Source organism: Synechococcus sp. BL107, assembly GCF_000153805.1.
Taxonomy (GTDB): domain Bacteria; phylum Cyanobacteriota; class Cyanobacteriia; order PCC-6307; family Cyanobiaceae; genus Parasynechococcus.
Genome location: NZ_DS022298.1, coordinates 1,943,499 through 1,969,303, shown reverse-complemented (window position 1 = coordinate 1,969,303; position 25,805 = coordinate 1,943,499). Strand labels below are relative to the sequence as shown.

The window sequence follows — 25,805 nt, the reverse complement described above, 5'->3', positions numbered from 1 at the left end:
GATTGGGTCGGTGGATGTGTTCGCCTTGCCCAGACTTCTGATACCGGTGGAGTCGACACCGGGGGAAACCCGGATCGCGGCAACGCCCGACACGGTCAAAAAATTTATTTCGCTCGGCTGTTCGGTCTCGGTTGAGTGCGGTGCCGGTGTGGCATCGGGTTATCTAGATGCCGCCTATTCCGAACAGGGTGCAGCGTTGGTTGCGGTTGGAGATGCCAGTACCTGGTCTCAAGCCGACATCCTTCTCTGTGTTCAGCCACCCACGTCAGAGAACTTGCGTCGTCTGCATCAGGGGGCGTTGGTGGTGGGTTTGATGGCGCCCTATGCCAACGCGGCGTTAGCGACGACCCTTCAACAGGGAGGCCTGTCGGCCATGTCCCTAGAGCTGCTGCCAAGAATCAGCCGTGCTCAGTCGGCTGATGCGTTGTCATCCCAAGCGAATATCGCTGGATACAAATCGGTGCTGTTGGCATCCTCTGCCTTGGATCGCTACTTCCCGATGCTGATGACGGCTGCTGGCACGGTGCAGCCCGCAAAGGTGGTGATTCTTGGCGCTGGAGTGGCTGGGTTGCAGGCGGTGGCCACGGCCCGCCGTCTCGGAGCGGTGGTGTACGTGAGTGATATTCGGCCCGCTGTGAAGGAACAGGTGGAATCCCTCGGCGCTCGCTTTATCGAGCCGCCAGAAACGGACGACAAGCCTGCTGAATCCGGTGGCTACGCCAAGCAGGCTTCTGATGCTTTTCTCGCTGCGCAGCGTCAGCAATTGTCTGACCAATTGGCTGAGGCCGATGTGGCGATCTGTACCGCCCAAGTGCCGGGCCGTCGTGCCCCCCGTTTGATCAGTGAAGACATGCTCGATCGCATGCGCCCTGGTGCCGTTGTTGTGGATTTAGCCGTGTCCCAGGGTGGCAATTGTGCGGATACGGTGCCGGGACAGACCGTGGACCGCAAAGGGGTGAAGTTGATTGGGGGGAACGACCTTCCCTGCACTGTTCCCAACCACGCCAGTGCGCTGTATGCCCGCAACCTTGTGGCTCTATTGGAGCCCACGATGAAGGATGGCCAGTTCAGTTTGGATCTCGATGATGAACTGATTGCTGGTTGTTTGATTGCTCAAAACGGCTCGATCCGCCGCGGCGACGTTCTTACCCCAGGAGCCAACTGATGGAATCCTCGTTTGTTGAATTTCTATGGGTGCTGCTCTTGGGCAGCCTTCTTGGTCTTGAACTGATCGGGAAAGTGCCACCCACACTGCACACACCGTTGATGAGTGGTGCCAATGCGATCTCGGGCATCACGGTGTTGGCGGCTCTCACCGCGATCATTAAGGCCGACGGCAATCCAACCCTGTTGGTGCTCGGCTCGGTCTCCCTGGGTTTTGCCCTGTTCAACGTGATCGGTGGCTTTCTCGTCACGGATCGAATGCTGGCGATGTTCAGCCGTAAGCCCGCACGCAAGGAGAACCGCTGATGACTGACTATCTCAAGTACGCGATTGATCTTGTCGCCGTTCTGTTGTTGGCCCTAGGTATCAAGGGCCTGTCGAAAGTGCGGTCCGCCCGAGGGGCGAACCAATTGGCGGCGGTGGCGATGGGCTTGGCGGTCGTTGGCCTACTGGTGAATTACGTCGGGGTTCCAACCTTTAACACCCAAGCTTGGTCTTGGATCGTTGGCGGAAGCATCGTCGGTGGTGTTCTCGGGGTGATCACGGCCCAGCGGGTTCCGATGACGTCGATGCCCGAGACCGTCGCCCTGTTCAACGGGTGTGGTGGCATGTCGTCATTACTTGTGGCCTTGGCTGCAGCTTTGGAACCGATTGCTCTCGATGCAACCGGACCCGTTGCGCTGGTGTCGATTGTTGTGTCGGTCTTCGTGGGCTCGATCACCTTCACCGGTTCGATTGTGGCGATGGCGAAGTTGCAGGGCTGGCTTTCGACGCCCCCCTGGATGCAAAGCCGGCTGCGCCATGCCGTGAATATCGCCTTGGCCGTCGCGGCATTGGTGGGTGCCATCGAAATGGTGAGAACCACCGGTGGTGCTACGGGCCTGTGGCTATTGGTGGTGGCCTCCAGTTTGTTGGGCATTGGCGTCACGCTGCCGATCGGTGGCGCTGATATGCCCGTGGTGATCTCTCTGCTGAACAGCTACTCCGGTGTTGCAGCAGCAGCAGCAGGTTTTGTTGTCGGCAGTCAGTTGCTGGTTGTGGCGGGAGCGATGGTGGGAGCTGCCGGTTTGATCCTCACCCAGGTGATGTGCAACGGCATGAACCGTTCCCTGGTGTCCGTGTTGTTTGGTGGAGCGCTTGGAGCAAGCTCCAGCTCGAGTGCGGGTGGTGGTGAATACACCAACATCACGAGCTGCAGTGTTGAAGAGTGCGCCCTCACGCTTGAGGCTGCCGAGCGGGTGATCATTGTTCCTGGCTACGGACTCGCCGTGGCCCAAGCCCAGCACACGCTCCGTGAGGTCACCCGTTCCCTTGAGGCCGCGGGGATTGATGTCACCTACGCGATCCATCCCGTTGCTGGCCGTATGCCAGGCCATATGAATGTGCTGCTCGCAGAGGCCGATGTGCCCTACGAGCAGCTCAAGGAGATGGATGTGATTAATCCTGAGTTCCCCGCCACCGATGTGGTGTTGGTGTTGGGAGCCAATGACGTGGTGAATCCCCAGGCCAAGACCGATCCCAATTCACCGTTGTACGGCATGCCTGTGCTCGATGTGCAGCAAGCCCGCACGGTTTTTGTGGTGAAGCGGGGCATGAGTGCCGGCTATTCCGGAATCAAAAACGATCTGTTTGATCTGGCGAATACCTCGATGGTGTTTGGCGATGCCAAAAAGGTTCTGGGGGATCTGCTCGTTGAGCTCAAGGATCTCGGCGTTGGCAAGTAGTGACTGACCATCCCGCTCGGATGGCGAATGACCCTCAGCTGTTGAAGCAGCTGGGGGTTTCGTCGTTTCAGCAGCGTTTTCCTTGGTTTGGGGGTGATCTCCAAACGCTGCGCGACACCTTTCGCACCGTGGATCTTCCCGATGAGACGGGTCGTCGGGTGTTGGTGGATGTGCCTGCGCTGCCAACGGGGGCGGCGCAATCCGGACAACTCTTGGCCCTTCTTGATCAACCGAATCGGGAGCCCCGTGGCCTGGTGTTGTTGCTGCATGGCTTGGGAGGGTCCAGTGCCCGGGAAGGCCTAAGGCGGATGGGGCTTCGTTTGCAGTCGGCTGGATTTGCCGTGCTGCGTCTCAATCTCAGGGGAGCGGATCCTGGTCGTGAATTGGCCGGTGGCACCTATGCGGCCCGCTGCAACAGTGACCTCCTGCCGGTGATTGCCCATGCCCGTCAGCTGGCCGGTGATCGACCGTTGTTGGGTGCTGGCATTTCCCTGGGGGGAACGATGTTGCTCAATGCCTGCCTCAGTTTTCCTGGGGTTTTGGATGGGCTTTTTTGTGCGAGCAGTCCGCTGGATCTCGCCGATTGCAGTGCCTCGATCGAGCGTCCCCGGAATCGGGTGTATCAACGTTGGCTGCTCAAGCGGTTGGTGCGTCAGACCCTTGCGGATCCCTTCGGCGTCAGCGCTACAGAGCTGGAGGAGCTCAGCGGTGATGCAGCACCGCGCACGATTCGCGCCTTCGATGCTGCTGTGACGGCACCGCGGTGGGGGTTTGACGATGTGGAGGCCTACTACCGGGAAGCTTCTCCGTTGCTGCATCTCATCGCGGGACCAGACAAACTCCCGCCCACCTTGTTGCTTCAGGCGTTGGATGATCCATGGGTGCCAGCGTCAGCTGCTCTCCACTTGGCTGATGCGGTGAAAACAAGCAGCACCATTGGGTTGCAGTTCACCAAGAAGGGTGGTCACAACGGGTTTCATGGTCGAGGGGGCTGCTGGGGTGATCAGCTCGCCGCCGCCTGGTTGGGGTCCATCGTCGACCGTTGAATCAGCCATTCTTCGATCGGTTCTCCGCCGATTACGTGTTCGGTGAGAATCCGTTCGATGCGGTCGGGAGTGACCTCTCCATACCAAGTGCCATCGGGCCAAATCAGCAGCACGGGCCCGCGATCGCAGATCCGTAAACAATCCACTTTGCTGCGCAACACCATGCCTTCAGGCCGTGATGTGGCCTCGAGCCCAAGGCGTTTGACACCCTGTTTCAGAGCATCCCAAGTGGCTGCTCCCTTCACTGGATCACAGCATTTGGCCTTGCTTGGGGTGGCGCAGAGCAGAAGGTGATGACTGATTTTGGCTGGAGTCATACCGCGACGGCAGGGCCTGGCATCCGCGTGGTGCCTCGACTCACTTGTTCACGCACCGCCACTCGCGCCCACTGGTCCACCGCAAGCACATCATCGAGTTGGGGATGGTCCATGAGATCGGGTTTGTGGCGCTCGCAGGCCGCTTCGATCACTTCAGGAATATCGAGGAAGTGGATGCGCTCCTCAAGGAACTGGGCCACGGCTTCTTCGTTGGCGGCATTCATCACGGCAGGCATCGTTCCCCCTGCGCGGCCCGCGGCATAGGCCAATTCCATGCATGGATATTTCTTGGGATCGGGGGCACGGAAGCTGAGTTCTCCCACTTCTGTGAGATCAAGGCGCCGCCAGGGTGTCTCCAAGCGAGACGGCCAGCTGAGGCAATACAGGATGGGTAGTTTCATATCGGGCCAGCCCAGTTGCGCCAATACCGAGGAATCGGCCATCTCCACCATCGAGTGGATGATGCTCTGGGGATGAATCACGATTTCGATGTGGTCGTAATCCAGCCCGAATAAGTAATGGGCTTCGATCACCTCGAGCCCCTTGTTCATCAAAGAGGCGGAATCGACCGTGATTTTGCGTCCCATGCTCCAGTTGGGATGGCTGGTGGCATCAGCCACCGTGGCCTTCTCAAGGTCTGTGGCGTTCCAATCCCGGAATGCACCGCCTGATGCGGTGAGTTGGATGCGACGCAGTCCAGGGGTGGGGATGCCTGTGGATAGGCGAGCGGTGTCAGCCCAAGGGGTGCCTTGTAGGCATTGAAAAATGGCGGAGTGTTCTGAATCCGCTGGCAACAAGCGGCTGCCGCTTTTTTTCAGCTCGGGCAGAACAACGGGGCCGGCCGCAATCAATGTTTCTTTGTTGGCCAGAGCCAGATCCTTGCCAGCCCGCACAGCAGCCAGGGTGGGTAGGAGGCCGGCGCAGCCCACGATGCCCGTCACCACAAGTTCGGCACTACCCCAAGAAGCAGCCACCTCTAGGCCATCAGCTCCCCCCACCATTTGGGGGAATTGATCGGGCCTGTCGGAGGGATCAAGGGCCTCCAAACGCTGCTTCAATTCTGGAAGTAAGGCTGCATCGGCCAATGCCACCAGCTCCGGCTGGTGCCGCTGGATCTGCTCCACCAACAAGGCCAAATTGCGGCCCGCCGTGAGCGCCACAACGCGGAACTGGTCGGGGAAGTCGTCAACGATTTGCAGGGTCTGTGTACCGATCGACCCTGTGGAACCCAGCACGCTGATGGCTTTCATGCGGTTCCAGTCGTTTTGACCAGTCTCCCACCAGGTTGCTCAATCGCTGGCAAGCTGATCAACAGCTTTGGAACATCACCGCGCAATGGCGATCAAGGAGCACTGGCGGTCTGGCTTCGGATTTGTTCTGGCGGCGGCTGGCAGTGCCGTTGGTTTGGGAAATCTCTGGGGGTTTGCCTACCGCGCCTCCCAGGGTGGCGGTGGAGCGTTTTTATTCCTATATCTCCTGATTGTTTTGGTGGTCTGCCTCCCGGTGTTGGTGGCGGAAATGGTGTTGGGCCGCAGTACGGGCCATAGCCCGTTGCTGGCTCCGGTTACGGCTGCTGGCAAACGTTGGCAACCGATGGGCTGGCTGTTTGTGCTGGCGTCCTGCGGGATTTTGGCGTTTTACGCCGTGTTGATGGGCTGGACCGGGGTGACCTTGATTCAGGTGGTAAGCCAGGGCCTTCCTGCCGATATCGGCGAGGCCGAAGCCTTTTTTGCAGGCTTGAGTGGTGGCCGTGCCGCCCTGCTGGGTCAATTGGTGAGCCTTGTGCTTACGGCAGTTGTGGTGGCGGCAGGTGTGCGCGGTGGCATCGAGCGGTTATCCCGTTGGGGTTTACCGCTGTTGTTTGCCCTCTTAATCGGCTTGGCCATCTGGGCCGCTGGCCTGGATGGTGCGGGGGAGGGATACCGGACCTTCTTGCTGCGTTGGGATGGAGCGGAACTCACGAATCTCACCACGATTCGCAATGCCTTTACGCAGGCCTTTTTCTCGATTGGCACGGGTATTGGCTGCATTTTGGCCTACTCCGCCTATCTCGATCGTGACGCCCACCTGCCCAGGGAGGCCGTGGCCGTGGTGGGTATGGATACCGCGGTGGGGCTCTTGGCAGGGATGGTGACGTTCCCCGTGGTGATGAGTTTTGGACTTCAGGATGTGATCAGCGGATCGACGCTGGGCACGATCTTTATTGCCTTGCCTACAGGTTTGGCTTCCCTGGGATCAACGGGAAAACTCGTGGCGTTGTTGTTTTTCGGATTGGCTTTTCTGGCTGCGATTACCTCCGCCGTTTCGCTGCTGGAGGTGCCTGTGGCGTGTCTGATGGATCGCTTGAATTGGACCCGTTCCCGTGCGGTGTGGGTCTCCACCGCTGTGATCTTTGTGCTCGGGTTGCCCGCAGCAACATCCCTGGGCGTTTTGGGATGGATGGACTCGGTGTTTGGCGGTTTGCTGCTGATCCTTGGGGGGTTGCTACTGGCTCTTTTGCTTGGCTGGGTGGTGCCCCGACGCTTCTCAGACGATTTGGAACAGTCGTCCACTCCACCTGCGCTGCGCCGTTTCCTCCTGGTGTTGTTGCGCTGGGTGTCACCACCGATCGTTGCTACGGGCCTGGTGATCAGCGTGATCGACCTGGTGCAGGGCTGAGCTGAAGCCTGGTTTCAGGACTTGGGATCGTTGGGTTGATTCAGCATCGATTCCATTTTGCGGATGCGCACCAGCATTTTTTGCCACACCTCGAGTTTCCAGGCCTGTTCTGCATCTTTGGTTTGTTCCACCAACCGCTGTTGATCGTTCACCTTGGTTTCGATATTTTCGCCGGCATCAAGAGCCTTCATCAGCTCCATCTCCAGCTTTGCTGTCTCCATGAAGTTCAGCTTCTTAAGCCAGAGCATGCCGTTGAGATGCGATCAGTTCAGGCAGTTTGACGGGCCTAGCGGCGAATCCACTCCGTGATGCCCCCTGGTTTGTCGATGAGTTCGATGCCTTGCGCTTTGAGCTCCTCCCGGATCCGATCCGCTTCGGCGTAATTCTTGGCGGATTTGGCTGCGATTCGGGCATCGATCGCGGCCTGAATTTCATCCTGGTTTGTGGAGTCATCACCAGGGCCCGAGGTCTCGGAGTCGGCTTCGCAGCGAAGGCCGAGAACGGCAGCGAGATCACGCAGCAATCGCCAGCGCAGGGCTAGGGCAGCCAACTCGTCAGCGGGTCGATCGGCACGATCACCACGCTCGAGGCGGTTAGCTAACGCACGCAGGGGCTTCGCTAAATCAAACAGCACTGCTAGGGCTCCGGAGCTGTTGAGGTCGTCGTCCATCGCATCAATGAACCGTTGTTGGAGCGGTTCCAAGGGTTCGGATGGATGGTTGCTTGGTCCCACCAGGGCCACTGGCGCTAGGGCCGGAGTTGCTGGCCATTCCAGCGATTGGCCATGGCGCTCACCCAAGCCCAACGCTGCATTGAGGCCTTTCCAGCCGGTGGCTGCGGCCTCCAGGGCTTCCGCGGTGAAATCCAAGGGCTTGCGGTAGTGGGCCTGGAGCACAAACAACCGCAGGGTCATGGGTGAAACACCGCTCTCGAGCAGGGCTCGGATGGTGGTGAAGTTGCCGAGCGACTTGCTCATCTTTTGGCCCCCTACATTCACCATCCCGTTGTGCATCCACACCTGGGCGAGCTCCTGTCCCGTAGCGGCTTCGGATTGCGCTATTTCGTTCTCATGGTGCGGGAAGACCAAATCGGCGCCGCCGAGATGAATATCAATCGTGTCGCCGAGTTCAGCTCGCACCATGGCTGAACATTCGATGTGCCAACCGGGTCGGCCGGCGCCCCATGGGGAGGGGAAGCTGGGTTCACCCTCTTTGGCAGCCTTCCAGAGGGCGAAGTCGAAGGGGTGTTGTTTACGCGCGCCCTCAGCATCGGCGACGCGACCGCCGGCGTTCTCCTGTTGTTCACTCAAATCTCGGCCACTCAGCTTTCCGTACCCGGCGTGCTTCATTACCGCGAAATACACATCTCCTTCGGCGCTGTAGGCAGCGCCTTTCGCTTCAAGTTCGCGGATGAGGGCACGAATTCCATCCAGGCATTGGGTTGCCCTAGGCATGCTGTCGGGTCGCAGGATTCCGAGGGAATCCATGTCTGCATGAAATGCATCAATGTTCCGCTCGCTCACGGCTGTCATCGATGAGTTTTCGTCCGAGGCCCGTTTGAGGATTTTGTCGTCGATGTCGGTGAAGTTCTGAACGAATCTCACCTCCAGCCCGCTCCAGATCAGATAGCGACGCAGAACATCCCAGTTGATGTAGCTGCGAGCGTGACCGAGATGGCAAAGGTCATAGACCGTGACGCCGCAGCAGTAAATGCTTGCTTTGCCAGGCCGGAGTGGAGTGAACGGTTCCGTGCGGCGGGTCAGGGTATTGGTGAGCCGCAGGGTCAAAACAGCCGATCAAGCGCTGGATCTGAGGTTACGGCCTGCTGGGGACGAATTATTTCGCTTCCATCCAGTCGCGACCAACGCCGGTTTCCACCACGAGAGGCACGCTGAGCTTGATGGCGTTTTCCATGGTGTTCACCACAAGGTTTCGCGTGGTGTCCAATGCGTCTGGCGCCACTTCGAGGACCAGTTCGTCATGCACCTGCAGGAGCAGGCGGGCGGGGATCCCTTGGCTGAGAAGCATCGCTTGTAACTGCACCATCGCCACCTTGATGATGTCGGCGCTGGAGCCCTGAATGGGGGCGTTGGCGGCGGCGCGCAGTTGTTGTGCTTCCATCCCACCGCGCCGTGCCACATCGAGATCAATCTCGAGGGGATCTTTTCCCAATAAGCGGCCGAGGCCGTTGCGATCGAAATGGAATGGGCGGCGACGACCCAAGATTGTCTCCACATAGCCGCGGCTGAGGGCGAGCCGTTCCTGTAGCTCAAGGAAGGCAAACACCTTGGGGTAGCGCTGTTTGTACTTGGTGAGGAACTCCTTCGCTTCGGCCGAGCTCACCCCTGTTTCCCGCGCAAAGCGTTGGGCGCCCATGCCGTAAATCACCCCGAAGTTGATCGTTTTTCCGAGGCGACGTTGATCGGCGCTCACCTCGTCTTTATCGAGTAGCAAGCGTGCGGTGAGTGCGTGCACGTCGTCGCCCGTGCGGTAGGCCTCCTGCAGCACTTCTTCCCCGGAGAGGTGGGTAAGAATTCGGAGTTCGATTTGGGAGTAGTCGGCGCTGAGCAGTGTCCAGCCCTCTTGGGGGAGGAACGCTTTGCGGATGCGACGGCTGTATTCCGTGCGAACGGGAATGTTTTGCAGGTTGGGGTTGCTGCTGCTCAAGCGGCCTGTCGCCGTTACGGCTTGGTTGAAGTCGGTGTGGACGCGGCCGGTTTCCGCTTCGACGAGTTGGGGCAGAGCATCGACGTAGGTGCTCTTGAGCTTGCTCAAGACGCGGTGCTCCAGCACGAGGGGAACGACGGGATGGTCGTGCTCGAGTTTTTCGAGAACGGTGGCATCCGTGCTGAATCCGGTTTTCGTGCGCCGCGACTTCTTGCGATCCAGTCCGAGCGTGTCGAACAACAATTCCCCGAGTTGCTTTGGAGAGGCGAGGTTGAAGTCCACCTCAGCGACCTGTTTGGCTTCGGTCTCTAACCGGTTCAGGGTGCTGCCTAATTCGTCCGACAGTGTTTTGAGATAAGGCACATCGATGCGGATGCCGGTGGCCTCCATTTGGGCCAGAACGGGTTCCAACGGTTGTTCAACGCCCTCCAGCAGAGGCAGTAACTGGGGCCCCATCGCTTGCAAGGTTTGGCGGAGCTGCAGGGCCAATCGCCTGGTGACGTGTACGTCCATGCCGCAATAGAGGCTGGCAGGTTCGATCTCCACATCGGCGAAGGTTTGTTTCTTGCCAACAAGATCGCCGTAGGTGGTGGGGCGGAAGCCAAACTCCCGTTCGCTCATCACGTCCAAACCGTGCTTGGCCGCGGCATCCCGCAGGTAATCCGCCAGCAGCGTGTCGATCACGACGCCGTTGAGCGTGAGCCCATGGCGCAGCAGGATGAGTCGGTCGTATTTGGCGTTCTGTAGGGCTTTGGGGTGCTGCGGACTCGCCAGCCAGGGCGACAGCGCCATCAGCACCGTTTCCAGCGGCAGCTGCTGGGGTGGTGTTGCTTCGGTGAGTTCGCTCGGGGGCTTGTGGCCGATGGGGATATAAGCGAGGGCATCGTTGGCCTCGCCCCAGCACACCCCTACCCCCACGAGTTCGGCCTTGAATGGGTTGAGATCTGTGGTTTCGGTGTCGATGGCAATCGGCGCTTCGGGATCGGTGCAGTCCATCAGCCGTTGCACAAGGGCTTGCAGGGCTTCGTTGCTCTCGATCAGCTGCGGTTGGAGGCAAGGGATTGCTCCAGCCTCCGCTTCCACTGAACCTTGCTGCGGAGCGGCTGCACTCTCGGTTGAACTGGCGGAATCAGGTTTCGTTTTCGCTGGGGAGCGTTTAGGGGTCTTCTCAGCCTCGCTATTGGCATTGGCGCCATACCCACCGGTGGAAAAGGTCGCCACGAATCCACCAACTTGACGGACGAGGCTGTTGAGCTCGAGATCTTCGAGGCGATCGCTCAACCCTTCAGCATCAACCTGCTGTAAGCCGAGTTCTGGGTCCTTCGGGAGGGGAATGTCCACGAGGATTTCCGCCAGCATCCTCGACAGGTAGGCGTTGTCACGATCACTGCGCAGCTTGCCGATCAGGGCCCCTTTAATCGCACCGCGACTGGCCTTCGGACCTTCCGCTTCCACCTCCGCCAAGGTCGCGTACACCGCGTCCAGGTCGATGTTGTCTTTCAGCAGGTTGATGGCGGTTTTGGGACCAACGCCCCGCACCCCTGGGATGTTGTCGGAGCTGTCTCCCGTGAGGGCCTTGAGGTCCACCACCTTGTCGGGCATGACCCCCAACTTGCTCACCACGCCGTCTTCTTGAATCAGCGTTGGCCCGCTTCCCTTGGCGTAGGGGCCGCCACCCATGTAAAGCACCGCGATATCCCGGCTGTTGTCGACGAGCTGAAAAAGATCACGGTCTCCCGAGAGAATCCGAACACCCCAGCCGGCGTCGGCGGCACGGTTGGCAAGGGTGCCGAGCACGTCATCGGCTTCGTATCCCGGTGCGATGCATAGGGGCAACCTCATTTGATCGCTAAGGATCTGCTGCAGCTGTTCGAGGTCTTGGAAGAACACCTCTGGTGCCACGTCCCGGTGGGCTTTGTAATTCGTGTCCGCTTTGTGGCGGAATGTGGGTTCGGCCGTGTCGAAGGCAATCGCGACACCCTGGGGCTTGAACGTTTTGCCGGTGTCCAGGAGCGACTTCAAAAAGCCGTAGGTCACACTTGTTGGCCGTCCATCTTTTGTGGCCAGCCCCCCTTCGCCGCCCTTGCTGAAGGCGTAAAAACTGCGAAAAGCCAGTGAGTGGCCATCCACAAGCAGGAGGAGGGGCTTGGTGACGGCCTCAGGCATGGCGGGAACGGATGGATAGAGGGGGGTTAATCGCGGTTTCGATTGGCCCAGGGGGGCAGGTCGATGAACAAGCGCGTTCCCTCATCAAGCCCCTCCAGAATTGCAGTCTGTGCATCACTGCTGCTGCCGAGTTCCACCTCCTGGAAGACCGGCTGTTGCTGTTGATCCACCACAAGTACCCCGGTTTTGCCGCCTTCCGTCACGATCGCCACGGTGGGGACGAGGGTCTTGATGGCGCTGCGGCCTGTTTGAAAGTCCACGTCGGTGGTCATCCCAATCAGCAATTTCTTGGGGGGATTCATGAGCGCAAGTTGCACCTCGAAGGAGATCACGTTCTCCTGTTTCACAGCCCTCGGAGCGATCTCGCTTACCCGGGCTTGGAAGCGCTCATCAGGAAAGGCGTCCACGCGGATTTGTGCCGCCTGGCCGATGGCGATCCGTCCGATGTCGCTTTCCGGAACTCGAGCCGAAACCTCTAATCCCTGGGAGAGCTCCACGATCGATGAACTGGTGGCACCAGCGGTGGCTGAAGCTGCGGTGGTGGGGGTGACAAACGCCCCCGGTTCTGCATATCGGGCCGTGATCGTTCCGGCGAAGGGAGCGCGAATATCCAGCTCTCGTTTTGTTTGCTCGAGCTGTTCGACCCGCTCTTGTGCTGCCGTCATCGCCGCCTGACGGGCAAGCATTTCGTTTTGAACGGTGCTGAAGTCGTCAGCGCTGATCACCGCCATCTCAAACAGTTTGTTCCGGCGCTCATATTCCTGTTTTTTGATTCTGTATTGGGCTTTTGCTTGTTGAAGCAGGGCCTCACGTTCTTGAAGACGGTCATTGAGATCACCGCGATCCATCACCGCCAAAATCTGGTTCGCCTTCACCACATCGCCTTCATCCACCAGCAATGTCTGGAGAAGCCCCTGCTGGCGGGGGCTCACGTTCACCTTTTGGATGGCTTGTAGTTCGCCGCTGGCGGTGACGACACCGGACAGGGACCCCCGCTCCGCAGTTGTTGTGTAAGGCGTGAGGTCTCGTTTTGGATTCCAAGGGGCAAACCTCGCCAGCAGCAACCCCCCGCCGAGAAGGGCAAGAAGGGCAATCGCGATGGTTTTTTGGCTCGGACGCCAGCGAGCAGCTGACGCTCTGGACATCTCGTCAGGAGAGCTGGTCGGCGCCGACGAGGAAGAGGGGGTGGGCAAGGTTGTGCGGGGTCGTCGCTGGGACTGCGGCATGAGCGCACAAAAGTTAACAACAGTCTCGTCGTCGGCCGGTAGATTCCGCCTCATGCTCAAAGCCGGAATTGTTGGATTGCCCAATGTGGGCAAGTCCACGTTGTTCAACGCACTGGTGGCCAACGCTCAGGCGCAAGCTGCCAATTTCCCGTTCTGCACGATCGAGCCGAATGTGGGCACGGTGTCGGTTCCGGATGATCGTCTCCAGCTGCTCACAGACCTCAGCAAGAGTCAAAACACCGTTCCAACGCGAATGGAGTTTGTTGATATCGCTGGCTTGGTGAAGGGGGCAAGCCAGGGCGAAGGCCTGGGCAACAAATTTTTGTCCAATATCCGCGAAGTCGACGCCATCGTGCATGTGGTGCGCTGTTTTGAAGACGACGATGTGATTCACGTCTCCGGCACTGTGGGGCCAGCGCGGGATGCCGAGGTGATCAATCTGGAGTTGGGTCTTGCCGACTTATCGCAAATCGAGAAGCGCCGTGAACGTCTGAAAAAGCAAATGCGCACCAGTACGGAGGCGCAAGTGGAAGATGCGGCCCTGGCGCGGATCCAGGCGGTGCTGGAGCAGGGCGGTGCAGCGCGCAGTGTGGAGATCACTGCAGAAGAGGAGGGCATGATCAAACCTCTGGGTCTGCTGACGGCGAAGCCGATCATCTACGCCACGAATGTGAGTGAAGACGATTTGGCAGATGGCAACGCCTACTGCTCTGAAGTGACTGCTCTTGCGGAGCAAGAAGGGGCTGAAACGGTGCGAATTTCAGCGCAAGTGGAAGCGGAACTTGTGGAACTTGGCGACGAAGAACGGGCCGACTATCTCGAAGGCTTAGGGGTGAGTGAAGGGGGGCTTCGCAGTTTGATTCGGGCGACCTATCGACTTCTTGGGCTGCGGACGTATTTCACGACAGGCGAAAAAGAAACTCGCGCTTGGACATTTAAATCAGGGATGACAGCTCCGCAAACGGCCGGTGTGATTCATACCGACTTTGAGCGTGGGTTCATTCGAGCTCAGACGATTGGTTGGGAAAAACTGCTGGATGCTGGTTCGTTAGTCGAAGCCCGAAACAAAGGCTGGTTGCGTAGTGAAGGGAAGGATTATGTGGTGGCGGAAGGAGATGTTATGGAGTTTCTGTTCAACGTTTAAAGATCAAATTGAAATCGATTGGCTGATCTTGATCTTTTTTGTCAGCCATATTCAGAGGCCATTATTATGCCTGACCTTTAAGCAGATCGAGGTCGTGGATGATGTATTTGGAGATCATTAAATAGAGAATAAATATTTATTTTATCTATAGCTTGGGTGATGTCTGGTTGGGCTATATGGCTTAAGTTTTGTTCAATTTGTACTTAAATATTTTGTCCGAAGATTGATAGCAAGATAATGCACATATCCTGCCTTTCCCGTACGGGTTTTGTAAGAATTTTCTGGTGAATGGCATGAATCAATCAAACTCGTGACTCACTTGCCCAAACGTCAGTTTGGTTGTCAGCGTTGGAGCAAGATCACTTCGCCATAGAAAATTGCCATCACACCGACAGCAGCAGCGGAAATTGCAAGAACAGTGAAGATCATTGGATACCACCTAACTACAGCGGTCTAGGAGGCCTTGAGCGCTGACTGTCACGGAGAACCGCCCTAGTCGTTGCCGGGTCAAAGGATTGGTCTCCATTTGGCTTGGTCATCGCTTGACGCTTCCGCCAGTGGAGTAATCGACCACCGGTTTCGTGTATATTAATTCTTGTAAAGCAAGGTAAACGAATATGAACGGTTGGTTCGCAGCCCTCTACTTTCTCTTCTTCGCAGTGATAGCAGGCGGTGCTTTCGCGATGATGTGGGGAAATATTCGAAATACGACTTGGGATAAACCTATCAAAAGGCATCCAGAAGCACCTGAATCAGGCGAAGAAGTTCTTTACGCCAACTTCAGTCGCGAACAACTTGAGGAGCTCTATCAAAAATGATGAAATCCATCTTCTCTCTTATGTTTGCTGCCCTGATGTGGGTTCAAGTTCCCCAGTGGCAGGACGATTGGAGTAAGTGCGCTGTTGATGTTCCCGACACGGCATGCCACTGGTACATCACTGCTCCAGATTCCACAATGGGGGAAGGCTTCAGTTGGGAAAACTCTCCTTGGTTCTCTGTTGAGGGATTAAGAGATATCGGTGAACTGCACAACACCGTTGAGTCTCTTCAATCAAGTTGATTTCTCGTTTACAACATGAGCGTTGTAGTTGCTTGGGCAGCCCTTGAAGTCAGAGGACTAATACCTATCGCTACGGTCTCAGGAATCGTTGCTGACTGCTCGCTTTCCTATTTGAGGTTCTTCAGATGTGTTGTCGAGCTTTGATGAATGACCCCAAGAAAGTCTTTATTCAATATGTCCACTACTTAGGGGAGAGAGGATCCCCAAAATGCAATTCTTCAATAATTTGAATGTTAAGTAATCTAGGGCCTATTCGGGTCGTCGCCGATCTTTGAAACTGGCTGCAATGTATATTCAACGGATGCGTCTATTCCGCCGATAGGCAGCCATTGATACAGGAAATCGGCAGATAAGTATGGATTGACTGATAAGCGATCTGCGCAAGAGCGATTCCTCTTATGGTTGTGTATCTGCTGTGAAAGGGGTGGCTCGCTACTTGCTGCGTAATGGCTCTTTGCTCAGTATTGAAGTTGAGCCGAAGCTTATAGATGTGCTTGTTTTTAGAAGCTTTAGTGGCGAATACATCTACGCCACTCTTTCAGAGAGTGCTGAGCATCGATTGCTCAAGGCTTGGGATTTATCTTGATCGCCTTCGTATAAAAAGTGGTACGGTAAAGCGAACAAACAAATCTTATTTCAGGCTTTTAAAATTAATTAGAAACATTAAATCTATGGCCCGTTATCTTCTTCGAAGCGGTAAATATGCTGACGTCGACGCTCATCCAAACCATCTAGATGTGGTGACCTTTAGGAATCAGAGTGGGGAATGTATTTATGCTCTGCTATCTGAAGATGCTGAGCGAAATTTGTTGAGTCTGCAATGAAGAGTGCAAGCTTTTTTGGCGATCTGTTGACGATCGTTCAGGTATAAAGACTGGCCAGATTGGAGGTAATTGATGGAGCTTGTCGGGTTGTGCTTGTTTCAAAATTCAGAAACGTCGATTGCTTTAGGTTCATTTGTGTCAAATCCAATAGATGGGTTGATATGAATTTATGTGTAATTTAATTCTGATCTAAAAATCCCTACTGCTTGCGCCACGATTTGATGCGTCGGATTGTCTGAAGGGTGATCGATGGTGATAAGAAGCTTGTGATTCGCTCTAAGGGGTCTGCAACTTGAGAAGCAAAGTTAGGATTGATTTGGTGGCGAATTCGGCGTAAAAGATGGATGGCAATAGCATGCATTGTCTCTTCTTCTTCAATGGATTGGGGCTGATAAATTTGTTTCTTTCGCAGTTTCAGTTGGCTATCATCTGGAAATGATGATGACCAGCTCGTTCCCCAAGCGGCCTTGGCGAACTTTTTGTTGTCGGCTTTGAAGTGTTTCACCACTTGGTTCTTTAGTCGTCTGGAATAACCCCAAAAGGCCGGATCTTTCCAGCCTCGTTGTTGCTCTTCTCGAAGAATGATCTGTGAAGAGTTGTCGATGGATTTATTGGTGATTTTATGCTCCTTGAGCTTTTGACTCAGCAGGCGTGCCATCCATACACCGCGTGTGCCAGGGCTTCGGTTGAAGTGTCGGCTCGTGCAGTTTCTCCAGGGTTGGTTTTGGGATACTCCAATGGTCGTCATCAGATCTTGAAAGGGGTCGCTGCCGCCTTGTTTGAACGGGATGAAACTCACCTTGAGTCCAGATTTCTTGGCTTTTAAGAGTGGTTTGAAGTACGTCCAAAAATTAAAAACATCTTGACGACGTGTAATGCGTCCCCGTTGTTGCCGTTCACTATGCATCTCACCTTCAAGGGCGTCGGATACAAACTCTTCGAAGGTTTGGCTGTGATAAAACCGTCGTAGCGAGTAGATGTAGCGGGAATTGATGTAGTCGAGCTGGCTTCGAATGAAGATCACAATGTGCAGCTTGAGGCCAAAGCTATTGGCAAGCTCTTCCAGGTTTTGAATGCATTTTTGATTGGTTAATGGAACAGAAAATTGTTCTGCGCTTAATAGAAGGTGCTCGCCTTGTTTGTGATTGGAGAGCATTCTTCTCCAGCGCTTTTCGCGGTATTTACATAATTCACCAGCAAGTTTTTTGGCCTTTGGTCGATCGAAGCAAGGATCCTGATAGGTGATTGATTGCTGGCTCAGCAAGTCGCGGTTGAGATGCAACCGCTCTTGGATGTATGTCGAGGCTGTCTTATGGGTTCCGGCATGCACGATTAGCAGGGGTTGGAACCTGGCATTAGTCGTACTGTTTTGAAATCCTGCGTCTGACGTCATGGGTGATCTCGGTCGGACTTGGTGGCTGTGGGGTGTCTTGCTTGGTCTGGGTTCCCCGGACGCCCATGCCGTGACCTACACGTTGCATCGCTCATCCATTCTGACTTCACGGCCCAGCTTTGAAATGCGCTACCGGGTGGAACTTGACCCGTTAGAGGTCACCGTAAGGGGACCGGCGCTGGAACAAAGTGGCCAGTTTTGTCGCTACACGTTGATGAATCGACGACTGCAGCCGATTCAACCCAAGGTGGCGTGGACACCTTGTTACAGCATCGATAAGGTTTTTTCCACACCTTGAACCTCAGCCTTGGGGTTCTGTTCGGAGGATGATCCATCCGCTGTAAAGCGGGGGCGCAAGTTGCGCAGTGCCGGAAGCATCGCCAGACAAGCACCTCCCATCAAGAGCCAGAGCAGCAATCCATTGTTGAGCTGATCCAGCATGGCTCCCCCGAGGAGGGGGGCAACGATTGCACTCACCGTGAAGCACTGGGAGAAGAGGGCCATCGCGAGCCCACGATGTTCTGGAGGTGTCTCTTCGATCACGGCTTCAGTGGCTGTTGGAAGGAAAGCCGCTTGGGCGAAGGCCATCGGCAGAAGGCTCACCAACACAAGCGCTGTGCCGGCCGTAAACAGCGACGACAAAGCAATCAAGACGCATCCCAAGCTGAAGCTGGCCAGGCTGATGCTTAAACCGAAGCCAACACTGCGGTTCGAGAGCCATCGACCAACTGGCCACTGCAAGCTGACGAGAAGGATGAGTTGCAGGGCAATCAAAGCGCTGCTGTGGCTTTCGCTCAGGCTGGGTCGCTGAAGGCTGCCCTGCACAAGATCCAGGGGTAAAGCACTTTGTTGCAGGGCCAGGATGCCCGTGGCTACAACGCTGGTGCCGAGCACAGGCAACAACGGCAATAGCCAGGTTGGTGTTGCAGGAACCCGGCGGGATGCGGACTTGTCAGCAAAGTTGCTTGAACCATGGGCAGGGCGGTCGTCTTGCAGTGGCCAAAGGCTGATCAAAATCAGCACAGCACCCATGCAAAGCGCTTCAACGCTGTAAACGATCCGTAAGGCCCCCTGGGTGGACGCCAGGGTTCCGATCAAGGCTCCACATCCGATGCCGAGGGCATCAGCACTGCGGACGAGGGCATAGCCACGCCCGGAGGGCACTTGGGCGCAGCTCAGGGGAACGGCGAGCTCAATTGCTGGCCAGTAAAGGCCTGCAGCGCAGCCCAGCAGAACTTGGCCAAACAGAAAGTGGGAGTAATCGTTCGCTTGCACCAAAATCACATCGCCAACGATGGCCAGGAGGGTGGTCATCCGGATTGGCCATGAGCAGCGCAAGCCACGGTCGATCAGCACACCACTGATCAAACGCACCACAGTGCCAATCAGAGCGGCTAGAGCCAGTCCGCTTCCGACCTGGCTGGCGGAGAAATTGATCGCATGAAAAATAAGCGGAGTCATGAAAATGACTCCACCGGCCCCGATCGATGCCAGGAGTCGGATGCGGGTGACATTTCTCAGCGCTAGTGGAAACTGGTTCCACCACCGCAGAGGGTCTGGCATTGCTGCGCGGACGCTTAACAGGACGATGCCTCGCAATGGGCTTGACCGGCAGTCTGCTGCTCTTGTCGGTCGGATCGTGGCCTGCGCGTGCGACTGAACGACTGGAAGTGGAAATTGACGGCATCGTTTTGCCAGTGTCGGTGGAGGATCTCAGGTCGTTTGGGCGTCTTGGAGATCGCAGCCGAAGTGAGTTAGCCACTTGGCTGCGACTCTTGGATCCGGATAGCCGTGAGGGGTTGGTGCGTTTGCTCAATGCGCCAGTGCTGACCCGTCGCAGCCTTGGGCAACAGCTTCTGAGTAGTTGGGGGGCCGCAGCTTTGATTGATGCCTTAGGGGCGTTGGTTCGTGTGGAAGGTGGTGGATCAATCAGCAGTTCTGAGGTGCTTCCAACCCTTGAGCGGTTGTTGGATCAACAGGAGCGGGTGTCCACGCTCGATGTTTTGCATGCCTTGCCCACGGACCAGCTGCGGTTGGATCTCAATGCTCTGCTGAAGGCGGCTAACCATTGGCAACAGCAGCTTGAGCGCCACACCGGCTTGATGGAGGTTCTCGCCGCTGAACCGAGTACGCGGCAGGACACTCCCCGTCCGTCTAAAACTGCCCGATCGGAGTTGTCACGAGCCAACGGCCCCGCGACGATCGATTTATTGGTGCGCCATCGTGCTGCGCCAATCCAAGTTCAAGCGTGGTCGTCGATGGTGTCGTCAACGTCATCTGAAGCGCCAGTTGACCGGCCTTGGCTGCTGATCATGCCCGGGTTGGGTGGAGATCCCGAGCATTTCCATTGGTTGGCTGAAGCCCTCAGTGAGGCGGGGTGGCCCGTGGTGATTGTTGAACATCCAGGCAGTGATGCTGAAGCTGTTCAAGCGCTGTTGGATGGGCGTCAATCCTTTGACGGGGCTAGTGCTCTGCGTCAAAGACTTTTGGATCTTGATGCAGTGCTGGCGTCTCAGCGCAAGGGCCGGCTTCCTGTGAAGGGGACGAATGTGGTGCTGGTAGGCCACTCGCTTGGAGCCCTCACCGCTTTATTGGCGGCGGGGGCTGATCCTGCTTCTGGCATCGACCGCCGTTGTCGCGCGTCACTGGCTGCAATTCCGCTCACCAATCTGTCTGAGCTGTTGCAATGCGAATTAGCCGACAGTCGCGCTCTCAAAACAGTTCCGCTTGATCCAGCACCCCTCGCGGTGGTGGGTTTAAACAGTTTTGGTGGGTTGATTTGGCCGAGTGGCAATCCAACACAACCGTTGGTGATGCCGTTGCTGCTCTTTGGTGGAACCCTCGACTTGATTACGCCACCGTTGGATGAACAAATCCCGTTGCTGCGAAGGCTTGGTCAGCATCCATTAAGTCGGGTGGTGGTGGTTGAGGGTGCCAGTCACTTTTCGCCGATTCGCGTGGAGAGCCAAGCGGGTTCGGTTCAGGGAGATGACCTTTTTCAACTGGGAGAAGAGTTGGTGGGGGTGAATCCACTGACGGTTCAAACGGTGATCGCCCAAGAGATGATTCAATTTCTCGAGCAGCTCGAATCGAATTCTCCACCGGCGGCAGCGCGGCATTTCGATGGGGGAACAACCCGTTGGCATCGTTTAAACCGCAATGAGGCCGATCGCCTCATCGGCGATCTCTAATAGCGAACGCGCGGATCAAGGGCGGCCACCAAAAGATCTACGGCAACGCTCACCAGCACGACGAGTGCAGCAATCACAACGACGATGCCCTGCACCACGGGGTAGTCCCGTTGGTTGATCGCTTCTTGGAGACGTAAAGCGATGCCGGGCCATGAAAACGTCACTTCGATCAGGAGTGCGCCGCCAATCAGTGAGGCCACCGTGATGCCGGCAATGGTGAGCACGGGAAGCAGAGCATTCGGCAAGGCGTGATGCAAGATCACCTGCCGTTCGCTTAGTCCTCGACTGCGGGCGGCTTCGACGTAGTCCCCTCGCAATGTGCGACGCAGGTTGAGCCGTAGGGCGGTGGTGAATGTTCCACTCAGTAGGAGCGCCAGCGTTGCGGCTGGGAGCACGAGGTGTCGGATGCTCCCAAGCAAGGCCGGCCAATTCCCTGAAACAACACTGTCGAATAAAAAGAAGCCGCTGCCCTCTGGTGGGAGAAGGCTGGGGGGGAAGCGGCCCCCCACAGGAAACCAACCCAAGCTCACAGCGAAAATCAACTGCACCATCATGGCGACCCAGAACGGGGGGAGCGCATAGGTGCCCAGGCCGTAGAGCCGCCCGCTTAAATCAATGGATCCCTCCGGCCGGGCAATGCCGCTGAACCCGACACTCAGGCCAATAATGGCTGCGGCGATCAGGGCGATCACGCTCAATTCGAGGCTTGCGGGCAGGGTGTTCCCGATGATTTTGCTCACCGGTTCCTGGTTGATCAGGGCCTGGCCAAGGTCTCCATGGATCAGACCATTGAGGTAACTCAAATATTGATCAAAGAGTGATTGATCCAAACCGAGCCGAGCGCGCATGGCGGCCTTGGCTGCAGCGGGGGCTCGGCTGCCAAGAACGGCATCCACTGGATCGCCGGGAGCAACCCGCAGGAGCAGAAACACCAGGGTGGCGATTAGCCAGAGCATCAAGGGTGCAAGCCCAAGGCGGGTGGCGCTGTAGCGGAATAGATCGCGAGCGCGTCCCATCAATTGTTCTCCTGCTTGTGGGAGACCCGTTGCAGTTCAGCCAGGCGTAGGAAGCCGCTGCGGTTGTATTGCGGTGGCTTCAAGCTGCGTTGACTCCAGGACCTGGGGGATTCGAGCCATACGGGGATGTACGCCGCCCCCTCAACAGTGAGCTTTTCAATGGTGTTCAAAACCGCGACGCGCGGCGCGCCACGAACGGAGTCGCTGTCCTGCAGCGCGGTTTGAAGTCCTGGTGCGCTCCAGAAGCTTCCGCTGATCGCGGCTTCTCCATCGAGGCAAATATGGCCTTCGGCGTTGGAACAACTCAGCAAAGGATTGAGATATGCCTCGGGGTCGGGATAGCTCCCGAGCCAATCGAGAATCACGGCCTTGAACGCCCCTTCCCCCAGTTGGCGGTACACGGTGGTTGATTCCACGCCATCCAGCTTGAGCACCATGCACTCAGCAAGATCCCGCTGCACTTGGGCTTGCCAAGTCAGCGCCAAAAGTTTGTCGGCGGGAACATTGGAGCGGAAGGTAAGGGGAACTTCCAGTTGGGTTCCTTGGCAGTATCCCGACTGCATCAGCAGTGTTTTCGCTTGTTTGGGATTGTGCTTCGGCCATGGGGTCACGCCTCCTCCGGGGAGGCTGGGTGGAATCAAGGCGCGCAACGGTCGGCGTAATCCATAGCTCACACGCTCGCTCACTTCGTCGCGATCCAGGCTTAATGCAATGGCTTGCCGCAGGCGTTGGTCGCTCAGCGGTGCGGAGTTGCTCAACAGGGTGATGTAGCCGATTTCCATCGCTGGCCCAACTGTTTCATGTAAGTCCCCTCGCTTCGCTTGCTGGTTCAGGGCATGGCGTTGGTCTTCATCAATGGAGGCTGAGAGCAGCACATCCACTTCGCCGCTGCGAAGCGCACCAAAGAGAGCGGTGGAGTTGCTGAGGCTGATTAGATCAAGGCCAGGATTTTTGGGTGCTTCTCCCCAGTACTGCTCAAAGGGTTCAAGGCGTTGCTGTTTTTCGTTGAATTTGGTGAGGCGGTAAGCACCTGTGCCAACAAAGTTGTCATGCAGAAAGCTGTCCTTGTGTTCGGCGTAGGCGCGTGGAGAAAGAGGCGTGAGATTGATGGATGTGAGTAGTCCCTCAAGTGAGGTAGAGCGTCGGTTCAGCGTGAGCCTCAGGACGTAGGGGGCTGCAACTTCGACAGCTTTGATCCGATCTCCCACCACATAACTCAGTGTTCCGATTCGGAGAAACCGGCGCAAACTGAAGGCCATGGCTTCCGCATCAAAGCGGGTTCCATCGTGAAAACGAACATCTGTTCTCAACGGGATCGTGACGAGCCGACCATCGGCGCTGATCGTTGGCTTTGATGCTGCTAATCGGGGTTGCAGGCTCCCGTCATCGTTGAGGCTGTAGAGGGGATCCCCAAGGGCGCTCAACAACTGCAAGCTATGAACCGTGCTCACTTGGGCTGGGTCCAACGAGCTGATGGAACCAGCAGATGCAACGGTGATGCGCTGACTCGTTGAGGTGACCTGACAACCGGTTTGTGTCAAAGCTGCCATCACGAGGGCAGCGGTAAAAGATATGGACGACCTGAGGGTTTGATTGGCTCGCTTCAACGCGATGCTCAGGGAAAGACGCCCCTATTGAACATCCCGTCAGCCCAAGTTGCGGATTTGATTGAGGGAGATTTCAAAAACGGGAGATCCACCCTGCGGTTCAATCGGCCAGCGGCGCACCCAGCACCGGTCGTGATCCCCATCCACACCAATCACTTGGTAGGTGTTCTCGTCGCGGTTGAGATTGACGCAATCACCTTGATGAATACTCATCACGTTGGGGGCATCTTGGATAAGACAGCCTTGATGAAGTGACGTTTGGGTGAGGTTCGGCATGAACCGTTAGATGCATGGATCAGCGTTTGCCGATCACTGCAGCGAAACATATTTATATTTTGACGCATCAACGGGCCCGTCGTCGTGGGGCGTCTGGCGTTGGTGGGGAGTTAGAGGCAACCCAGGTGGGCGGTAAGACCTGAAACTTCGGGCAAGGCTTGGATTGATTTGAGTGCGTCGTCCATCTTTGTTTGGCTCACTTCGTGGGTGATCACAACAATTTCAGCACCGGCTTTGCTGGCGTTGAATTGAACGATCGATTGGATCGATACCCCACCATCGCCGAAGCAGCCCCCAATCCGGCCAATTACGCCGGGAGCATCTTGTGTGTGGAAGCGCACGTAATGGCGCTGACGGATTTCGCCTTGATCCACCAACACGCAACGACGCCAGCTGTTCGCTGCGAGAAGAGGGTCCAAGCGATCGTCGATTTGGGTGGCCTGGCTGATTCCAGCGATGTTGAGGATGTCCGCCACCACGGCTGAGGCGGTGGGTCCAGCCCCGGCCCCTGGTCCGTAAAACATCACGCGACCGATGGGATCGCCTTCCACAAGGATGGCGTTGTTAACGCCATTCACACCCGCTAATGGGTGATCATTTGGCACCAGGGTGGGTTGTACACGAAGCGAGAGGGGTAGGGGCTCCCCAGACGGCTTCATCCGTTCCGCCACAGCGAGCAATTTCACGCCATAGCCCAGCTGTTTGGCGTAATCCACATCACGCCCTTGCAATTGACTGATGCCAGCCGTGGGTATGGCACTGCGTTCGACGCTGCCCCCAAAGGCCAAATTCGCCAAAATCGCGATTTTGTCGGCGGCATCGAGTCCATCCACATCGGCCGCGGGGTCTGCCTCGGCGTATCCCAATTCCTGGGCGTCTTTTAAAACACTCTCGTAAGCAGCGCCTTCATCGGCCATCCGCGTGAGGATGTAATTCGTGGTGCCATTGATGATTCCGCTCACCCGGTTAATCCGGTTCCCCCCCAGGGATTGCTTGAGCGGTTCAATGATCGGGATGCCACCACCAACGGCGGCTTCGATGAGCACATACACCCCAGCTTTGGCGGCGGCGTCAGCAATTTCTTCGCCGTGACGTGCAATCACCGCCTTGTTCGCGGTAACGACGGATTTTCCGGCGGCGATGGCCTGCAAGATCAAGCTTCGTGCTGGCTCGATCCCACCGATCACTTCCACCACCACATCGACTGCCGGGTCGTTGATCACGACGGCTGGATCGGTTGTCAGGATTTCATTGGGGAGTTCGACAGACCGTGGTCGGTTCAGGTCTCGCACCGCCACGCGCACAAGTTTCAGATCCGCGACAAGGGGATGACGTTCACTCGGGCTTTGCAGGATCGAAGCCACACCGCCGCCAACTGTTCCCAGCCCGAGCAGACCAATTCCGATCCCTGAACCCATTCCCCTTTTAACCCTTAATGACGCGACATTTCATAACTCTATGAATCGGCGGGCGCGATGTTGGGTTGAAGCTGGCGCGCTTGCTCTTGCATGGCGCGCAAAATATTGAGGAAACCGTTGGCGCGGGATGGGGTCAAGCTGGCTTGGAGGCCCGTGGCTGCGATGAATGCAGGGTCGACGGCTTGGACGACTTGTGGACTGAGGCCATTCAGCCCCTGAATCAAGAGAGCCAACAATCCTTTGGTGATCAGTGCGTCGGAATCCCCTTGCCAATGCATCACCCCATCGGCGAGGGTGCCACGCACATACACCTGCGATACGCAGCCCTTCACTTTGATGTCGTCGGTTTGTTGATCGGCCGGAAAGGGCTCCAGCTTTTTTGCCAGCCAGAGCACATATTCATAGCGGCGTTTGGGATCCGTTGTGCCGCCCAAACGTTCCACCATCCGGTCGAGGGTTTCACTGCCGGTGCTGGTGGCCATCCCGTTCGTCAGTCCTTACGACGTTGCACGCTAACCAGAAGCCCGACGAGCACAAGGCTCAACGGCAGGGACACCACCTCATCGAGCTTGACCTGTCCGGCCTGGACTGGCATTTCAAGGTAATCACGATGACCAGGGCCACCGTCGATTTGTAGATCGACGATTCCGTCTTCCACCGTGTCGAGGTCGAGGGTGAGGCGACCAGCTTGATCGGTGCGACCCAACTTTTGGCCTGCGCTGCCATCGGCATTCAGCAGACGGACCACGGCACCTTGCGTTGGTTGTCCATTGGAGTAGCTGCTGCTGAGCTCGAGTTCTCCGTTGAGATAGTTGAGGGCACTTTCGATTTGATGGGCCTGGACTGGGATCCCCCCAAGGCCACCAAACAGCAGGAGAGACGCCAAGACACGAAGCATGGTCTGCGCGA

26 protein-coding genes are annotated in these 25,805 nt (G+C 56.8%); 12 read left to right on the top strand and 14 right to left on the bottom strand.

What is annotated here, in order from left to right; translation table 11 throughout:
* Positions 1-25: 25 nt before the first annotated feature.
* The 4 genes from BL107_RS10310 to BL107_RS10295 are packed head-to-tail and all read left to right on the top strand — an operon-like array spanning position 26 to position 3,934.
* Positions 26-1,165 (top strand): Re/Si-specific NAD(P)(+) transhydrogenase subunit alpha, encoded by a 1,140-nt coding sequence (locus BL107_RS10310; RefSeq protein ID WP_198002342.1) that lies wholly within the window; start codon positions 26-28, stop codon positions 1,163-1,165.
* Positions 1,165-1,470 (top strand): NAD(P) transhydrogenase subunit alpha, encoded by a 306-nt coding sequence (locus BL107_RS10305; protein WP_009790292.1) that lies wholly within the window; start codon positions 1,165-1,167, stop codon positions 1,468-1,470. Before BL107_RS10310 ends, BL107_RS10305 begins: the two co-directional genes overlap by 1 nt.
* Positions 1,470-2,888 carry an NAD(P)(+) transhydrogenase (Re/Si-specific) subunit beta gene (locus BL107_RS10300; protein ID WP_009790291.1) on the top strand — a complete coding sequence of 473 codons (1,419 nt, stop codon included), beginning with the start codon at positions 1,470-1,472 and terminating at the stop codon, positions 2,886-2,888. Before BL107_RS10305 ends, BL107_RS10300 begins: the two co-directional genes overlap by 1 nt.
* A gap of 20 nt (positions 2,889-2,908) precedes the next feature.
* On the top strand, positions 2,909-3,934 hold the full coding sequence (locus BL107_RS10295; RefSeq protein WP_009790290.1) for an alpha/beta fold hydrolase: 1,026 nt from the start codon (positions 2,909-2,911) through the stop codon (positions 3,932-3,934).
* Here BL107_RS10295 and BL107_RS10290 read toward each other — a convergent pair.
* Both BL107_RS10290 and BL107_RS10285 read right to left on the bottom strand, forming a co-directional pair.
* Positions 3,892-4,251 carry a ferredoxin gene (locus BL107_RS10290; protein WP_009790289.1) on the bottom strand — a complete coding sequence of 120 codons (360 nt, stop codon included), beginning with the start codon at positions 4,249-4,251 and terminating at the stop codon, positions 3,892-3,894. The genes BL107_RS10295 and BL107_RS10290 overlap by 43 nt on opposite strands.
* Positions 4,248-5,501, bottom strand: coding sequence for a 1-deoxy-D-xylulose-5-phosphate reductoisomerase (locus BL107_RS10285; protein ID WP_009790288.1), 1,254 nt, complete (start codon positions 5,499-5,501; stop codon positions 4,248-4,250). Before BL107_RS10285 ends, BL107_RS10290 begins: the two co-directional genes overlap by 4 nt.
* An 85-nt stretch (positions 5,502-5,586) precedes the next feature.
* Here BL107_RS10285 and BL107_RS10280 point away from each other — a divergent pair, with 85 nt between their 5' ends.
* A complete protein-coding gene (locus tag BL107_RS10280; RefSeq protein ID WP_009790287.1) occupies positions 5,587-6,909 on the top strand; it encodes a sodium-dependent transporter in 1,323 nt (440 codons plus the stop codon).
* A 14-nt stretch (positions 6,910-6,923) separates the two neighbouring features.
* On the opposite strand, the gene BL107_RS10275 is transcribed toward BL107_RS10280, so the two are convergent.
* From BL107_RS10275 to BL107_RS10260, 4 genes are all read right to left on the bottom strand, one after another.
* Positions 6,924-7,130 carry a hypothetical protein gene (locus BL107_RS10275; RefSeq protein WP_232192989.1) on the bottom strand — a complete coding sequence of 69 codons (207 nt, stop codon included), beginning with the start codon at positions 7,128-7,130 and terminating at the stop codon, positions 6,924-6,926.
* Between the two features lie 65 nt (positions 7,131-7,195).
* Positions 7,196-8,695, bottom strand: coding sequence for a cysteine--tRNA ligase (gene cysS, locus BL107_RS10270; RefSeq protein ID WP_009790285.1), 1,500 nt, complete (start codon positions 8,693-8,695; stop codon positions 7,196-7,198).
* A 49-nt stretch (positions 8,696-8,744) separates the two neighbouring features.
* Positions 8,745-11,741, bottom strand: a complete 2,997-nt coding sequence (gene polA, locus BL107_RS10265) for a DNA polymerase I (protein ID WP_009790284.1) — start codon at positions 11,739-11,741, stop codon at positions 8,745-8,747.
* Between the two features lie 26 nt (positions 11,742-11,767).
* On the bottom strand, positions 11,768-12,886 hold the full coding sequence (locus BL107_RS10260; RefSeq protein ID WP_009790283.1) for an efflux RND transporter periplasmic adaptor subunit: 1,119 nt from the start codon (positions 12,884-12,886) through the stop codon (positions 11,768-11,770).
* Between the two features lie 133 nt (positions 12,887-13,019).
* Here BL107_RS10260 and ychF point away from each other — a divergent pair, with 133 nt between their 5' ends.
* The 4 genes from ychF to BL107_RS12740 all read left to right on the top strand — a co-directional run bounded on the left by ychF (position 13,020) and on the right by BL107_RS12740 (position 15,757).
* Positions 13,020-14,111: a redox-regulated ATPase YchF gene (ychF, locus tag BL107_RS10255; protein ID WP_009790282.1), complete on the top strand. Its 1,092-nt coding sequence runs from the start codon at positions 13,020-13,022 to the stop codon at positions 14,109-14,111.
* 617 nt (positions 14,112-14,728) lie between these two features.
* The gene (locus BL107_RS10250; RefSeq protein WP_009790281.1) at positions 14,729-14,929 is read left to right on the top strand and encodes a hypothetical protein; all 201 of its coding nucleotides are present in this window, start codon (positions 14,729-14,731) and stop codon (positions 14,927-14,929) included.
* Positions 14,926-15,171 (top strand): hypothetical protein, encoded by a 246-nt coding sequence (locus BL107_RS10245; RefSeq protein ID WP_009790280.1) that lies wholly within the window; start codon positions 14,926-14,928, stop codon positions 15,169-15,171. The genes BL107_RS10250 and BL107_RS10245 overlap by 4 nt, the downstream gene beginning before the upstream one ends.
* Before the next feature lie 424 nt (positions 15,172-15,595).
* Positions 15,596-15,757: a hypothetical protein gene (locus BL107_RS12740; protein ID WP_156779452.1), complete on the top strand. Its 162-nt coding sequence runs from the start codon at positions 15,596-15,598 to the stop codon at positions 15,755-15,757.
* 437 nt (positions 15,758-16,194) lie between these two features.
* Here the strand turns inward: BL107_RS12740 and BL107_RS10240 are convergent, their stop codons facing one another.
* Positions 16,195-17,277 carry a hypothetical protein gene (locus BL107_RS10240; RefSeq protein WP_232192987.1) on the bottom strand — a complete coding sequence of 361 codons (1,083 nt, stop codon included), beginning with the start codon at positions 17,275-17,277 and terminating at the stop codon, positions 16,195-16,197.
* Between the two features lie 109 nt (positions 17,278-17,386).
* On the opposite strand from BL107_RS10240, the gene BL107_RS12735 reads away from it, so the two are divergent.
* The gene (locus BL107_RS12735; RefSeq protein WP_156779451.1) at positions 17,387-17,686 is read left to right on the top strand and encodes a hypothetical protein; all 300 of its coding nucleotides are present in this window, start codon (positions 17,387-17,389) and stop codon (positions 17,684-17,686) included.
* On the opposite strand, the gene BL107_RS10235 is transcribed toward BL107_RS12735, so the two are convergent.
* The gene (locus tag BL107_RS10235) at positions 17,653-18,951 is read right to left on the bottom strand and encodes an MFS transporter (protein ID WP_009790277.1); all 1,299 of its coding nucleotides are present in this window, start codon (positions 18,949-18,951) and stop codon (positions 17,653-17,655) included. The two genes, BL107_RS12735 and BL107_RS10235, sit on opposite strands and share 34 nt — an antisense overlap.
* A 35-nt stretch (positions 18,952-18,986) precedes the next feature.
* Between BL107_RS10235 and BL107_RS10230 the strand changes: the two genes are divergently transcribed.
* The gene (locus BL107_RS10230) at positions 18,987-20,579 is read left to right on the top strand and encodes an alpha/beta hydrolase (RefSeq protein ID WP_009790276.1); all 1,593 of its coding nucleotides are present in this window, start codon (positions 18,987-18,989) and stop codon (positions 20,577-20,579) included.
* On the opposite strand, the gene BL107_RS10225 is transcribed toward BL107_RS10230, so the two are convergent.
* The 3 genes from BL107_RS10225 to BL107_RS10215 all read right to left on the bottom strand — a co-directional run bounded on the left by BL107_RS10225 (position 20,576) and on the right by BL107_RS10215 (position 23,478).
* Entirely contained in the window at positions 20,576-21,595 is a 1,020-nt protein-coding gene (locus BL107_RS10225; RefSeq protein WP_009790275.1) for an ABC transporter permease, read from the bottom strand. The genes BL107_RS10230 and BL107_RS10225 overlap by 4 nt on opposite strands.
* Positions 21,595-23,145 (bottom strand): ABC transporter substrate-binding protein, encoded by a 1,551-nt coding sequence (locus BL107_RS10220; RefSeq protein ID WP_009790274.1) that lies wholly within the window; start codon positions 23,143-23,145, stop codon positions 21,595-21,597. Before BL107_RS10220 ends, BL107_RS10225 begins: the two co-directional genes overlap by 1 nt.
* Positions 23,146-23,241: 96 nt before the next feature.
* Complete coding sequence (locus tag BL107_RS10215) at positions 23,242-23,478, bottom strand: hypothetical protein (protein WP_009790273.1); 237 nt, start codon at positions 23,476-23,478, stop codon at positions 23,242-23,244.
* A gap of 14 nt (positions 23,479-23,492) precedes the next feature.
* Here BL107_RS10215 and BL107_RS13275 point away from each other — a divergent pair, with 14 nt between their 5' ends.
* Complete coding sequence (locus tag BL107_RS13275) at positions 23,493-23,621, top strand: hypothetical protein (protein WP_255344624.1); 129 nt, start codon at positions 23,493-23,495, stop codon at positions 23,619-23,621.
* On the opposite strand, the gene BL107_RS10210 is transcribed toward BL107_RS13275, so the two are convergent.
* From BL107_RS10210 to BL107_RS10200, 3 genes are read right to left on the bottom strand one after another with little or no spacing between them, the layout of a single operon-like run.
* Complete coding sequence (locus BL107_RS10210) at positions 23,589-24,896, bottom strand: homoserine dehydrogenase (RefSeq protein WP_009790272.1); 1,308 nt, start codon at positions 24,894-24,896, stop codon at positions 23,589-23,591. The genes BL107_RS13275 and BL107_RS10210 overlap by 33 nt on opposite strands.
* Before the next feature lie 38 nt (positions 24,897-24,934).
* The gene (locus BL107_RS10205; protein ID WP_006169708.1) at positions 24,935-25,378 is read right to left on the bottom strand and encodes a SufE family protein; all 444 of its coding nucleotides are present in this window, start codon (positions 25,376-25,378) and stop codon (positions 24,935-24,937) included.
* 8 nt (positions 25,379-25,386) lie between these two features.
* Positions 25,387-25,794 (bottom strand): hypothetical protein, encoded by a 408-nt coding sequence (locus tag BL107_RS10200; RefSeq protein ID WP_006169707.1) that lies wholly within the window; start codon positions 25,792-25,794, stop codon positions 25,387-25,389.
* Positions 25,795-25,805 lie beyond the last annotated feature (11 nt).